Below are 14,095 nucleotides of genomic sequence, written 5' to 3' on the forward strand. Positions count from 1 at the left end.
GGCCTCAGCCACAGGGTTGAGGCAGGTTGTCGGAGTCGAACATGAAAGACTGGCTGGACGAGATCAAGTGGGACAACGACGGCCTGGTGCCGGCGATTGCCCAAGACCACAAAACCGGGCGCGTGCTGATGATGGCCTGGATGAACCGCGAGGCCCTGAGCCTGACCGCCGCCGAGAACCGTGCCTTTTACTGGTCACGTTCCCGTGGCAAGTTGTGGCGCAAGGGAGAAGAGTCCGGCCACGTGCAAAAGCTGCATGAAATGCGCCTGGACTGTGACGCCGACGTGATCATCCTGATGGTTGAGCAAATCGGTGACATCGCCTGCCATACCGGCCGCCAGAGCTGCTTCTATCGCGTATACGACAATGCCGAGTGGAAGACCGTCGACCCGGTGCTTAAAGATCCCCACGCCATTTATCACGCAGGGCACTCCCATGACTGATACCTTGAGCCGCGTAGCCCAAGTGCTCGAAGCGCGCAAAGGCGCCACCCCCGACAGCTCCTATGTCGCAAGCCTTTACCACAAGGGTCTGAACAAGATTCTTGAAAAAGTCGGCGAAGAGTCGATCGAAACCATCATCGCCGCCAAAGACGCCGCCATCAGTGGTGATTGCAGCGATGTGATCTACGAAACAGCCGATCTCTGGTTCCACAGCATGATCATGCTGGCCCAGCTGGGGCAGCATCCTCAGGCCGTACTGGATGAACTGGAGCGTCGTATCGGAACCTCTGGCCACGTGGAAAAAGCCTCACGGCCGTCCGCCTAAATCACTCTGTTAAGGATCACATCATGGGCATTTTTGACTGGAAACACTGGATCGTCATTCTGGTAGTCGTCGTCCTCGTCTTCGGCACCAAAAAACTGAAAAACCTGGGCACCGATGTCGGCGAATCGATCAAGGGCTTTCGTAAAGCCATGAACGACGACGAAAAACCAGCCGAGCCCGTGGTTCCGCCTGCGCAGCCAACCGCCGCCCCGCAGCCACACACGACTTCGACCCTGAACGAGCCGCACACCATCGACGTGCAGGCGCAAAAAGTCGAAGAGCCGACCCGCAAAGACGTGTGAGCCAAAACTAATGTTCGGTATCAGCTTCAGTGAACTGCTGCTCGTTGGCCTGGTGGCCCTGCTGGTGCTCGGCCCCGAGCGCCTGCCGGGTGCTGCGCGCACCGCGGGCCTGTGGATCGGGCGCTTGAAACGCAGTTTCAATGCGATCAAACAGGAAGTTGAACGTGAAATCGGCGCGGACGAAATTCGTCGGCAGCTGCACAACGAACACATCCTGTCGATGGAAGAAGAAGCCAAGAAAATCCTGGCTCCGCTGCAGGACGCCGTTAAGCCGCCAACGCCGACCGAGCCGACCGTCAGCACAGCGCCAGTCGAGCCTGCGAGCCCCGCGCCCGTGAGCCTGAGCAAAACCGCGTCCGACCCTGCGCCTCAACCGGCAGCGCCACACGACCCCACTCTGCCACCGCGAGCCCCTTAAGCGCATGAGCGATAAGCCAGAACACGACCAGCCAATGCCGCTGGTCTCGCATCTCACCGAGCTGCGCACCCGCCTGTTGCGCTGCATCGCGGCGATTTTCATCATCTTTGCCGGGCTGTTCGCCTTTACCCAGCAGATCTACACCCTGGTCTCCACGCCGCTGCGTGAATACCTGCCGGTGGGTGCGACGATGATCGCGACCGACGTGGCCTCGCCGTTCCTGACGCCGCTCAAGCTGACCATGATGGTCTCGCTGTTCATTGCCATTCCGGTGATCCTGCATCAGATCTGGGGGTTTATTGCGCCCGGCCTGTACAAGCATGAAAAACGCATCGCCGTGCCCCTGCTGGTGTCCAGCATCTTCCTGTTTTACGCCGGCATGGCGTTCGCCTACTTCCTGGTATTCCCGCTGGTGTTCAAGTTCTTCGCCGCCGCCACCCCGGAAGGCGTCGCGATGATGACCGATATCAGCAGCTACCTTGATTTTGTCATGACCCTGTTCTTTGCCTTTGGCGTGGCCTTTGAAATCCCGGTGGCCGTGGTGCTGCTGGTATGGATCGGCATTGTCGACGTGCAATACCTGCGCAAGATCCGCCCGTACGTGATCATCGGCTGTTTCGTGGTCGGCATGATCCTGACCCCGCCCGATATCTTCTCGCAAACCTTGCTGGCGATCCCGATGTGGATGCTGTTTGAAATCGGCATTCTGTTTGGCAGCCTGATCAGCAAGAACAAACGCGGCGAAGACCCGGACGAACCCTCGGCTGATAGCGACGCCCAACCGCCAGCACCGCAAGCGTGAACCTGCTGCTCCTCGAAGAGGCTGATTTCATTGCCGCCGACCGCGTGATCCTGCGCGATCGGCGCCTGACTCATATGCAGGAAGTTCATCGGGCCGCTGTCGGCGACAGCCTGCGCGTGGGCAAGATTGGCGGATTGATGGGCAGCGCCGAACTGGTGCGCCTTGAGGCCAGGGAAGCCGAACTGGTTATCCACAGCCTTGACCAACCACCACCGGCCAAACTGCCCCTGACCTTGTTGCTTGCCCTGCCACGCCCGAAAATGCTGCGCCGGGTACTGCAAACCGTGGCCTCGATGGGCGTGCCCAAGGTCATTCTGGTCAACAGTTATCGGGTCGAAAAAAGCTTCTGGCAGACACCGTTCCTGGAACCCGAAGCCATTCGTGAGCAATTGATCCTGGGGTTGGAGCAATCACGGGACAGCGTCTTGCCCGAAGTCATTATCGAAAAACGCTTCAAGCCGTTTGTCGAAGACCGTTTGCCGGCGCTGGTCGAAGGCACATTGGGCCTGGTGGGCCATCCGGGAGATTACCCGGCCTGCCCGCGCGGGCTGGATGAAGCCGTGACCCTGGCCATCGGCCCGGAAGGTGGCTGGATTCCCTACGAGATCGACTTGCTGGCCAAGGCAGGCCTGCAACCGGTGCAACTGGGGGCACGTATCCTGCGGGTCGAAACCGCCGTCACCGCCCTGCTCGCCCGGTTGTTCTGACAGCCCGATTTAAATACATTTTGTATCATCTGCCTGCTTCAGTTTTGCTCGACCGAGCCGATGCATTAACACGTCAAGATCATTCAAGAAGCCATGGACGGCTGTTATCGATACCAATCGATCAAAAAAAGGAGTTCGTCCATGAACCATTGGTTATCTGCCACCCTGGGCAATATCAGTGTCATTCGTAAACTCAGCCTGGGCTTCGGTACCGTCTTGCTGCTGACACTGCTGATCACCGTCACCGGCTGGAAGGGGCTGATGTCTGTCATTGATCGCGGCGACAAGCTGGCCAATATTTCCCAGGTCATCACGCTGATCAAGGACCTGCGCATCGCCCGCGTCACCTACGACAAGGACAACGGCGAAAACGGCCCCGATCTGGTCAACGATCTGCTCAACGAGATCGGTACCAACCTCGCCGCCGCCAAGGAGCGCATGGTCCAGGCCAGTGACTTGAGCCTGAGCGACCAGGAACTCAAGGTCGTGTCGCAATACAAAACCATCTTCGCGGCTATCGACGAGGCAACCCAGGCCCGCGAGGTCAGCCGGGGCAAGCTCGGTGCAACGTCCGAAGCCGCCCTGGCCAGTATCGCCGCCATCGAAAAAGACGTGCTGCAGGGTGACAACCTGGCCGAGCTCAATAGCGTCAACCAGGTCAGCCGGTTGCTGTTGCAAGCGCGGTTCGAGGTGCGCGGCTATACCCACACGGGCGATCTTGAAGCGGCTACACCTGCGATCGAAGCCATCGACCAGGCGCTGACAGAACTCGCACGCCTGAGCAGCATCATGCCCAGTGCCTACAGCCCCCAGTTCGCGCAGGCCAGCACAGCACTGAAAAACTATCGGGCCGCCTTTATCGAGTTTCGCGACTCTCAGGTACACAGCGACAAGCAATTGTCGCAACTGCAAGTGCTGGGCAATGCCCTGGTGGATCTGAGCAATGAACTGTCGGCGTCCCAACTCAGCCAGCGCGACAGCGATACCCGCCAGGCCAAGTCCGCGCTGCTGATCTGCGCGAGCCTGGCCCTGCTGCTGGGCGTCATTGCGGCGTGGATCATCACCCGGCAGATCATCACCCCCTTGCGCGACACCCTCGATATTGTCAAAGCCGTGGCGGCTGGTGATCTCAGCCAGGAGCATCCGACCACCCGTCGCGACGAACTGGGCCAACTGCAACAGGCCATCGAAGGCATGCGCGGCGGGCTGCGAGAGCTGGTCGGCGGCATCGGCAACGGCGTCACTCAGATCGCCAGTGCGGCCCAACAGCTGTCCACCGTGACCGAACAAACCAGCGCCGGGGTCAACAGCCAGAAAATCGAAACCGATCAGGTGGCCACGGCCATGCATGAGATGACGGCCACGGTTCAAGAAGTTGCACGCAATGCCGAAGAGGCCTCCGAGGCGGCAATGTCCGCCGACGTGCAAGCCCGTGAGGGCGATACCGTGGTCGCCCAGGTCATTACACAGATTGAGCGCCTGGCGGCTGAAGTGGTGTTGTCCACCGAGGCGATGGCTCATCTGAAACAGGAAAGCGACAAAATCGGCAGCGTCCTCGACGTGATCAAGGCCGTGTCCCAGCAAACCAACCTGCTGGCCCTCAACGCCGCCATCGAAGCCGCTCGGGCGGGCGAAGCCGGGCGCGGTTTTGCCGTGGTGGCCGACGAAGTGCGCAGCCTGGCGCAGCGTACGCAAAAGTCCACGGAAGAGATTGAAGTCTTGATCATCGGCCTGCAAAGCGGGACTCAACAAGTGTCCAGCAGCATGGACAACAGCCGCCTGCTGACCGACAGCAGCGTTGAGCTGACCCGCCGCGCGGGCGAGTCCCTGGACACCATTACCCGCACCGTATCGACGATTCAGGGCATGAACCAACAGATCGCGACAGCAGCCGAACAGCAAAGCGCGGTGGCCGAAGAGATCAACCGCAGTGTGCTGAACGTGCGCGACGTGTCGGAACAAACCGCCGCAGCCAGCGAGCAGACCGCCGCCGCCAGCGTGGAACTTGCAAGGCTGGGAACGCACCTGCAAACACTGGTCACCCGCTTCAAGGTCTGACCCTCGGCCAGTGCGACTCCCATCACACTAACGGCAACTGCCCTTCAGTTCCGGCCCCCGGCGCCGATGGCCTGATACCCCTTGAAGGAGTATCACCATGTACCGTCGGCTGGCCCAACTGCTGGGCAATATAAGCGTCAATCGCAAACTCAGCCTGGGCTTCGGGCTGGTACTGGTGCTGACTCTGCTGATCGCCGCAACGGGCTGGAATGGCCTGATGTCGGTGATCGACAGAGGCGACAAACTGGCCAATATCTCGAAAATCATCGGGCTGACCAAAGACCTGCGCATTGCCCGCCTTGAATACGAACGCCATCCGGGAGAAGACACACTGGCCGGTGTCACCGGCCAACTGAGTGCACTGGACAACGCGCTGGAGCAGTCACACAAACAGCTGGTATCGCCCGACGACCTGGTGCTGGTCGAGCAGCAACTCAATGCCGTTACCGAGTACAAACGCGCCTTCACCGATCTCATCCAGGGCTCCCGCCCCGAACAGGCCGTTGAGCGCATGCACCAGCAGGGCGATGTCCTGATCGAGCAGAGCCAGAAGCTCTCGGCACTGCAGACAGCCAAACGCAACAGCGAAAGCCATCAGGCCACGACCCTGTTGATCAGTTGCGCGCTGCTGGCGCTGGTGCTGGGAATGATCGCCGCCTGGGTCATTACCCGTCAGATCGTGATCCCGCTGCAACGCACGCTCAAGACCGTTGAGCGCATCGCGGCCGGGGATCTGACCCAAGACCATCACACCGACCGCCGCGACGAACTGGGGCAGCTGCAGCAAGCCATACAACGGATGACCCAAGGCCTGCGCGAGTTGATTGGCGGGATCAGCGATGGCGTGACTCAAATCGCCAGTGCAGCGGAAGAACTCTCGGCGGTCACCGAACAAACCAGCGCGGGGGTTAACAGCCAGAAAGTCGAAACCGATCAGGTCGCCACGGCCATGCACGAAATGGCCGCCACCGTTCAAGAGGTGGCGCGCAATGCGGAAGAAGCCTCCGAGGCGGCTGTCGCGGCTGACCAGCAGGCCCGCGAGGGCGACAACGTGGTCGCGCAAGCCATCGCCCAGATCGAGAAGCTGGCCATTGAAGTCGGCCATTCCACCGATGCCATGGGCCATCTGAAACGCGAAAGCGACAAGATCGGCAGCGTGCTGGACGTGATCAAGTCCGTCGCCCAGCAAACCAACCTGCTGGCCCTCAACGCCGCCATCGAAGCGGCACGGGCCGGTGAGGCCGGTCGTGGTTTTGCGGTCGTGGCCGACGAGGTGCGCAGCCTGGCGCAGCGCACGCAAAAATCCACAGAAGAAATCGAAGAGTTGATTGCCGGTCTGCAAAGCGGCACCCAGCAGGTGTCCAGCAGCATGGACAACAGTCGTGCCCTGACAGACAACAGCGTTGAGCTGACCCGCCGTGCGGGCGAGTCACTGGGCAACATCACCCGTACGGTGTCGACGATTCAGGGGATGAACCAGCAGATCGCAGCCGCCGCCGAGCAGCAAAGTGCGGTGGCCGATGAGATTAACCGCAGCGTGTTGAATGTGCGTGATGTGTCAGAGCAAACCGCCGCCGCGAGCGAAGAGACTGCGGCTTCGAGCATTGAACTGGCGCGGCTGGGCACGCATCTTCAGGCATTGGTTGGACGGTTCAAGGTTTGACAGCCTTGTAACCCTGTGTGGGAGCGGGCTTGCTCCCACACATTCAGAACTACAGCACCTGACGCAAGAACGCCTGGGCGCGCAGGTCTTTGGGCGAGGTGAAGAAGTCTTCCGGGGCGGAGTCTTCCAGCAGCTTGCCATGGTCGAAGAACAGCACGCGGTTCGCCACTTCGCGGGCAAAGCCCATTTCGTGGGTCACGCAGACCATGGTCATGCCTTCGCGGGCCAGGGTCTTCATCACGTCCAGTACTTCGCCGACCATTTCCGGGTCGAGCGCCGAGGTGGGCTCGTCAAACAACATCACCTTGGGTTCCATCGCCAACGCACGGGCAATCGCAACGCGCTGTTGCTGGCCGCCCGAGAGGCGCGACGGGTACTCGTTGGCCTTCTGCCCGATACCCACCTTGTCCAGTAATGCGCGGGCCTTGGCTTCACGTTCGACCTTGCCACGCTTGCGCACAACCTTTTGTGCCAGGCACAGGTTTTCCAGCACGGTCATGTGCGGGAACAGGTTGAAATGCTGGAACACCATGCCGACTTCACGCCGATAGGCATTGACGTCGGTTTTGGGGTTGGCCAGGTCCAGGCCGTCGATGCTGACGGAGCCCGAATCGAAGTCTTCCAGGCCATTGAGGCAGCGCAGGAAGGTCGACTTGCCAGAGCCCGACGGGCCGATCACCACCAGTACTTCGCCCTGGGCGACAGTGGTGCTGACGTTGTCTACCGCACGAACGATGTGGCCGCGGGTGTCGAAGACTTTTACCAGTTCGCGAACTTCAATCACTTTGCGCGAGCCTCCGCTCAAGCCGGCTGGCGAAATGCGACAGCGGCAGGTTGATCAACAGGTACAGGCCCGCTACGCAGAACAGGATTTCGAACGGCGAAAACGAGGTGGTGATGACCTCACGGCCACTTTTGAGCAGTTCGGTAATGGCGATCACCGACACCAGCGAGGTGTCCTTTACCAGGCTGATAAATTGCCCGGCCAATGGCGGCAGCACACGTTTGAACGCTTGCGGAAGCACCACATGGCGCATCGACTGGCTGCTGTTGAGGCCCAGCGAGCGCGCCGCTTCGTTTTGCCCGCGGGCAATGGACTGCACGCCCGAACGAATGATTTCGGCCACGTACGCACCGGTGAACAGCGACAGCGCGGCAGTACCGGCAAACTCGCGGGACAGGTTGAGCACCGTGCCAATGAAGAAGTAGAAGATGAAAATCTGTACCAGCAACGGTGTACCGCGTACCAGTTCGACGTACAGCGTCGAGAGGTCGCGCAGGGTCGGGTTGTTCGACAGTCGGCACAGGCCGGTGGCCAGCCCGATGATCAAACCCAATACGCCAGACACCAGCGACAGCCAGACAGTGGTCCACAAGCCCCAGAGCAGCGGTCCTGCGGCCCAGTGGCGGTTCACGCCAATGACATCGCCTTCATCGACCTCGTCGCCTTCAGCCAGTTGCAGGCTGTTGTCGGCAACGGTTACGCGTTGTTCTTTGCCATCTTCGCCACGCAGCACGACTTCGGCAGTGTCGCCCTTGCGTACCAGTTCGATGATGGTCGAGCGTTCAGCTGCCCGCTGGGCTTCTTCGGCCTGATAGGCGAAGTACTGCGGAACACGGTTCCAGCGCCATTCGTAAGACATCAGCGAAGTGGCGTAATACAACGCACCCGCCAGACCGATGAGCACCAGCACGGTCAATACGTGCCAGGGCCACTGGACTTTTTTTTGTTTGATCACTTTCAGGTTCCACGTTTTGTGTCGCTAGGGAGGCCGTCATCGCGGGCAAGCCCACTCCCACACAGGGCGCGGGAGCGGGCTTGCCCGCGATTGATCAATCAGCCTTATTCCATGTCTTTGAGCCAGGCGGTGTCTTTGAACCACTTGTCATGGATGCGATCGTAAGTGCCGTCTTCGTGGATCTGGTGCAGGAAGTTGTTGATGAAGTTGATGCTGTCGTAGTCGCCTTTCTTCAGACCAAAGGCCAAAGGCTCGTAGGTGAACGGCTTGTCGAGGAACACCAGCTTGCCGTTACCGAACTTGTTAACCGCTACAACGTTGTATGGGGCGTCGTAGATAAAGGCATCAGCCTTGCCGTTGACGACGTCCAGAACACCTTCAGGCTCGTTGTCGTAGCCGTGGTACTGGGCTTTTGACATCAGTTTGCGAGCAACGATTTCACCCGTGGTGCCAATCTTGGACGTCAGGCGGTATTGCGGGTCGTTGAGGTCTTTGTACGATTTGACCTTGTCTTCCAGCTCTTTGCGAATGAGCACGGTCTGGCCCACTACGATGAAGGGTTCGCTGAAGTTCAGGCGCAGGTTGCGTTCCTGGGTCAGGGTCATGCCGCTGCCGATCATGTCGAACTTGTTGGTCATCAACGCCGGGATGATGCCGTCATAACCGGTGGAAACCAGCTCCAGCTTCACACCCATGGCCTTGGCCATCGCTTTGAGCAGGTCAACTTCAAAACCAATGATCTGGCCGCGTTTGTTGGTCATTTCAAATGGCATGTAGGTTGGGTCCATGCCCACCTTCAGAGTGCCGCGTTTGACCGCGTCATCAATTGCGCCTGCATGGGCTGCGCTGATCGCCAGTAATGCAGTCACACCGCACAGCAGTTTCGACACAAACTTCTTCATCACAACTCCCCCTCACCTACTCAATTAAGGCGTTGGCCAACGGCAGGCTCGATTCAAAAAGCCAATACAGCCGGGCACTCACCCATTCGAAAACGGATGCTAACTCACTGAGGGTTATGAGACGAGTTTTGCGAGAGAAAAGCACTATAGGCCGCAGGAACTGTAGTCGCTGCCGAAGGCTGCGAGGGGGGGGCGTGGTACCTTTGGAGAAACGGGTTGCTACGCAACCCTTCGCAGCCTGCGGCAGCGACTACAAAGCAAAAGCCCCACCGAGGTGGGGCTTTTATATCAATCAGGTAGCAGGCTGTAGCGGCAAAAACGGTGCGTGAGGGTCAGCGGCAACCGACTCACGCCAGGCGTTCAGCCAGCCTTCGTGACCTTCGTTCCACACCAGCGCGTGCAAGCGGGCCAGGGCAACAGGGTCGCTCAAGAGCTCCATGCGCTCTTTGTCGCTGACACCCTGAGGACCCACCTTGAGTGCGTGACGCACACGTTCAGTACGCAGCCATTCAATCGGCTCGGCCTCACGGTGACGCGACGTCGCAAGGGCACAGGCCAGTGCGTTCTGCTGTGGATCAACCACGGCCCGCACAAAACCGTCATGCAGTGCATGGTAGCGGTTTTCGTGGGTGTATTCGGCTGTGGCCGACAATTCACGGGGTGGTGCGTATTCCTCAGGAATCAGGAACAGGCTTTCATCGCGAGTCTTGAGGCCCAGTTTGACCCGGCTGGAGATCACCGACACCGGAATCGACAACATCAGCGAACCGACAATCGGCACCAGCCACCACAAAAAGCTCGGGTTCAACCACAACACCAACGCAGCCCAGGCCGCACCCAGCAGGGTTTGCGGACCATGACGGCGCACCGCTTCGCTCCACGGCGTGGAGTCATCGTCACGCTGTGGCGAATTCCAGGTCGCCGCCCAGCCCAGGAACGCAGCCAGTACAAAGCGGGTGTGGAAGATCATGCGCACAGGTGCCAGCAGCATCGAGAACAGCATCTCCAGCAGCATCGACAGCGTGACCTTGAACTTGCCACCAAACTCTTTCGCGCCCTTGGCCCAGATCAGGATGATGCTCAGCAGTTTAGGCAGGAACAACAGCACGATCGTGGTCGAGAACAGCGCCACGGCTTTATCCGGGTGCCATTGCGGCCACAGCGGATACAACTGGCGCGGTTCCATGAAGTACTGCGGTTCCATCAGCGTGTTGACTGCCAGCAAGGCGGTCGACAGCAACAGGAAGAAGAACCACAACGGCGCAGACAGGTAAGACATCACGCCCGTGAGGAACACCGCACGGTGTACCGGGTGCATGCCCTTGACCAGGAACAGGCGGAAGTTCATCAGGTTGCCGTGGCACCAGCGACGGTCACGCTTGAGTTCGTCCAGCAGGTTCGGCGGCAGTTCTTCATAGCTGCCCGGCAAGTCGTAGGCAATCCACACGCCCCAACCGGCACGGCGCATCAACGCGGCTTCAACAAAGTCGTGAGACAGGATCGCGCCCGCAAAAGCACCTTTACCCGGCAACGGCGCCAAAGCGCAGTGTTCGATAAACGGCTTCATGCGGATGATTGCGTTGTGGCCCCAGTAGTGGGATTCACCCAACTGCCAGAAGTGCAGACCGGCAGTGAACAGGGGTCCGTACACCCGCGTCGCAAATTGCTGCATGCGCGCATACAAGGTGTCCATGCCCGATGCTCGCGGCGCGGTCTGGATGATCCCGGCGTCTGGCGTGGCTTCCATCAAGCGCACCAGGCTGGTCAGGCATTCACCGCTCATCACGCTGTCCGCGTCGAGCACCACCATGTACCTGTAATCACCGCCCCAGCGACGGCAGAAGTCGTCGAGGTTGCCGCTCTTGCGCTTCACACGACGGCGACGACGGCGATAGAAAATTCGCCCGAAGCCTTCTGTTTCGCGGCACACATCCAGCCAGGCCTGTTGCTCGGCAACACAGATGTCAGGATCGTTGCTGTCACTGAGGATAAAGAAGTCGAAGCGATCCAGATCGCCGGTCGCGGCAACCGACTCGTAGGTGGCGCGCAAACCTGCAAAAACACGGGTGACATCTTCGTTGCAGATCGGCATCACCAGCGCAGTACGTGCCTGTTCAGGGATTGCCTCATTCCCGGCGCTTTTGCCGGAAATACGGTACTTGTCGTGGCCGGTCAGCAGCTCCAGAAAGCCCATCAAGGCCGTCCAGAAACCCGCCGATACCCAGCAAAACAAAATCCCGAACAGAATCAGGATGCTGGTCTGCAAGGCATACGGCAGCACTTGTTGCGCCGTTTGCATCAACGGCTGGTGCAGCACCTCTTCAAGGTCGACAAACGCCCAGCCCTGGTACGGCATGATGCCTTTCATGTACCAGCCGGCAACGATGGTCTGACCCAGCATCAAGACCAGCAGGATGTAACGGCGGATCGAACCCACCGTACGCCAGCGGGCATGGGGTAATACACGCTCGTCGATTTTCGGCGCAGGCGGATTGCTGCGACCGGTCAGGCGCCGCCAGCCACGGACCAGAATGTTGGTGCGCCACGGCTCGGGCACCACCTTGGTGCGACGAATCGGCGGCGTGGCCTTGAGCATCACCCGGCCGCTGGCATCGAGGGCGAGCATTTCTGCTTCCTCAAGCTCTGCGGCCGACGTCAGGTTCAGACGCGTGCCCACCGAGGCCTGCGCGGCCTCAGTAGCATCGACATCGGCCTGCGTGGACAGACGCGCATGCAACTCGGCGAACGAGGTGCAGCTCGCAAGGTCCGCGCGCTGCTCATCGCTCAGTGGCAGATGCGCCAGGTACTCGCTGAGCGAGGCTGGCTGGGGCTGAGCATTACTCATCGGCTGGCAACTGGTAGCTCCAGGTCTCGGTCAACACTTTTTCAGTCTTCACCGGTTCTGGAGTGGCTGCAGGCGCTTGGGCCGCAGGGGCCTTGGCGTCCTTGGCCACGTGATCTTTCTTCTCGTGTGCCTTGGCCACAGGGGCTTGCTCGATGTCCTGAACCAGCGCTGCGCGCATCTCTGTGGACTTGCTCGGATCCTTGATTTTCATCCGCAGCGTCAAGCGCCAGCCCTTGGTTTCAGGGTTGTAACGCACGTTGTTCTCAACCAGTTCGGCGTTGTCACCGACACTGACCTGACTGCGTACCGGGGTGTTTTCTGGCAAGGCCTTGAGCGACGGGCCTTCGAAGTCCACCAGATACGCAACGCTGCCGTCTGGCTGACGGATCAGGTTCGATTGCTTGACGTCGCCGGTCGAGCGCAGGGTTTGTTTGACCCAGGCGCTATCCGTTGGATGCAGGGCAGCTTCGTCCAGGGTCCAGTGCATGCGGTAAGCGAAATCAAACGGTTTGAGCGGCTCTGGCAGTGTTTCCGGGCTCCAGAACGCAACGATGTTGTCGTTGGTTTCATCGGCGGTCGGAATTTCTACCAGGTCAACGGAGCCTTTGCCCCAGTCACCCTGCGGTTCGATCCAGGCGCTTGGGCGCTTGTCATAGTTGTCGTCCAGGTCTTCGTAGTGGCTGAAGTCACGGCCACGTTGCAGCAAACCAAAGCCGCGCGGGTTTTCAACCGAGAAGTTGCTGACGGACAAGTGTTTCGGGTTGTTCAGCGGACGCCAGATCCACTCGCCGTTGCCGGCATGAATGGCCAGACCCGACGAGTCGTGCAACTCGCGACGGTAGTTCAGGACTTTGGACGGTTGGTTAGCGCCGAACAGGAACATGCTGGTCAGCGGAGCAATGCCCAGCTTGCCAACCTTGTCACGCAGGAACATTTGCGCTTTGACGTCCACGACGGTGTCAACACCAGGGCGCAGGGTAAAGCGGTAAGCACCGGTAGCCCGTGGCGAGTCCAGCAAGGCGAAGATCACTAGGTGCTTGTCGTTAGGCTTGGGTTTTTCGATCCAGAATTCGGTGAAACGCGGGAACTCTTCACCCGACGGCAATGCAGTGTCGATCGCCATACCACGGGCCGACAGGCCGTAGATCTGGTCCTTGCCCACAACGCGGAAGTAACTCGCGCCGAGCATGGTCATGATTTCGTCCTGTTTATCCGCCTTGTTGATCGGATACAGCACGCGGAAACCCGCCCAACCGAGGTTCTCGGTAGCTTTTGGATCAAACTGGACATCACCGAAATCGAAACGACTGGCGTCGTACTTGATTTCTTCAACCGTGGTGGCCGTCACTTCGTTGATTTTCACCGGCGTGTCGAAATGCATGCCCTGGTGATAGAAGGACAATTTGAACGGGGTTTTATCGCCCGCCCACTGGGCCTTGTCACGGTTGAATTGAATCTTCTGGTAGTCCGCGAACTTCATGTCGCGGAACTCTTTTGGCAAATTGCTGCGTGGCGCTTGGTATTTCTGTTCGGCGAGGGTTTTAGCCTCAGCCGCCACGTCATCCAGACTGAATGCCCACAGTTGACCCGCACCGAACAAGCAAAAGAGCGCAGAGCCCGTCACCAGTGCGTTGCGTAACCGCTTGGCAGACATTTTTGGTGCATTAAATGGACTAACAATCACGAGCAAACCTCGCCGAAAACAGATGATGAAACCAACGGCCAGCGATCTAAATGCCAGGTTGGCGAGCACTGTTCCGACCGTCAAAGGAATGAATGATTCCCCAGACGCGTCGGATTAGTCTCTGTGTAGCGCAGGATTATCTAGTAGCCCGCGTGACAACGCATCTACTGTCAGCAAGTATTTCTCGCTAAAACCGCCTGTTTTCAG

13 protein-coding genes are annotated in these 14,095 nt (G+C 59.4%); 8 read left to right on the forward strand and 5 right to left on the reverse strand.

What is annotated here, in order from left to right; translation table 11 throughout:
• Positions 1–41: 41 nt before the first annotated feature.
• The 8 genes from hisI (at position 42) to V6P94_RS01535 (ending at position 6,718) form a co-directional block, all read left to right on the forward strand.
• Entirely contained in the window at positions 42–443 is a 402-nt protein-coding gene (gene hisI / locus V6P94_RS01500) for a phosphoribosyl-AMP cyclohydrolase (RefSeq protein ID WP_338648931.1), read from the forward strand.
• Positions 436–768 (forward strand): phosphoribosyl-ATP diphosphatase, encoded by a 333-nt coding sequence (locus V6P94_RS01505; protein ID WP_016783168.1) that lies wholly within the window; start codon positions 436–438, stop codon positions 766–768. The genes hisI and V6P94_RS01505 overlap by 8 nt, the downstream gene beginning before the upstream one ends.
• 23 nt (positions 769–791) lie before the next feature.
• The gene (locus tag V6P94_RS01510) at positions 792–1,070 is read left to right on the forward strand and encodes a twin-arginine translocase TatA/TatE family subunit (protein WP_019825245.1); all 279 of its coding nucleotides are present in this window, start codon (positions 792–794) and stop codon (positions 1,068–1,070) included.
• 10 nt (positions 1,071–1,080) lie between these two features.
• Entirely contained in the window at positions 1,081–1,488 is a 408-nt protein-coding gene (tatB, locus tag V6P94_RS01515) for a Sec-independent protein translocase protein TatB (protein WP_219262189.1), read from the forward strand.
• A 4-nt stretch (positions 1,489–1,492) separates the two neighbouring features.
• A complete protein-coding gene (gene tatC / locus V6P94_RS01520; protein WP_133076771.1) occupies positions 1,493–2,290 on the forward strand; it encodes a twin-arginine translocase subunit TatC in 798 nt (265 codons plus the stop codon).
• Positions 2,287–2,997 carry a 16S rRNA (uracil(1498)-N(3))-methyltransferase gene (locus V6P94_RS01525; protein WP_133076772.1) on the forward strand — a complete coding sequence of 237 codons (711 nt, stop codon included), beginning with the start codon at positions 2,287–2,289 and terminating at the stop codon, positions 2,995–2,997. Before tatC ends, V6P94_RS01525 begins: the two co-directional genes overlap by 4 nt.
• Before the next feature lie 141 nt (positions 2,998–3,138).
• Positions 3,139–5,055: a methyl-accepting chemotaxis protein gene (locus V6P94_RS01530; protein WP_326427555.1), complete on the forward strand. Its 1,917-nt coding sequence runs from the start codon at positions 3,139–3,141 to the stop codon at positions 5,053–5,055.
• A 97-nt stretch (positions 5,056–5,152) separates the two neighbouring features.
• Positions 5,153–6,718 (forward strand): methyl-accepting chemotaxis protein, encoded by a 1,566-nt coding sequence (locus V6P94_RS01535; RefSeq protein WP_133076774.1) that lies wholly within the window; start codon positions 5,153–5,155, stop codon positions 6,716–6,718.
• A 49-nt stretch (positions 6,719–6,767) separates the two neighbouring features.
• Here the strand turns inward: V6P94_RS01535 and V6P94_RS01540 are convergent, their stop codons facing one another.
• The 5 genes from V6P94_RS01540 to V6P94_RS01560 form a co-directional block, all read right to left on the reverse strand.
• Complete coding sequence (locus V6P94_RS01540; protein ID WP_133076775.1) at positions 6,768–7,502, reverse strand: amino acid ABC transporter ATP-binding protein; 735 nt, start codon at positions 7,500–7,502, stop codon at positions 6,768–6,770.
• Complete coding sequence (locus V6P94_RS01545) at positions 7,495–8,454, reverse strand: amino acid ABC transporter permease (protein ID WP_405046746.1); 960 nt, start codon at positions 8,452–8,454, stop codon at positions 7,495–7,497. The genes V6P94_RS01540 and V6P94_RS01545 overlap by 8 nt, the downstream gene beginning before the upstream one ends.
• A 107-nt stretch (positions 8,455–8,561) precedes the next feature.
• Positions 8,562–9,359 carry a transporter substrate-binding domain-containing protein gene (locus V6P94_RS01550; RefSeq protein ID WP_133076777.1) on the reverse strand — a complete coding sequence of 266 codons (798 nt, stop codon included), beginning with the start codon at positions 9,357–9,359 and terminating at the stop codon, positions 8,562–8,564.
• Positions 9,360–9,651: 292 nt separating this feature from the next.
• Entirely contained in the window at positions 9,652–12,204 is a 2,553-nt protein-coding gene (gene mdoH / locus V6P94_RS01555; protein WP_338648937.1) for a glucans biosynthesis glucosyltransferase MdoH, read from the reverse strand.
• The gene (locus V6P94_RS01560) at positions 12,197–13,888 is read right to left on the reverse strand and encodes a glucan biosynthesis protein G (RefSeq protein ID WP_133076779.1); all 1,692 of its coding nucleotides are present in this window, start codon (positions 13,886–13,888) and stop codon (positions 12,197–12,199) included. The genes mdoH and V6P94_RS01560 overlap by 8 nt, the downstream gene beginning before the upstream one ends.
• Positions 13,889–14,095 lie beyond the last annotated feature (207 nt).

Source organism: Pseudomonas sp. ML2-2023-3 (assembly GCF_037055275.1).
Lineage (GTDB): Bacteria > Pseudomonadota > Gammaproteobacteria > Pseudomonadales > Pseudomonadaceae > Aquipseudomonas.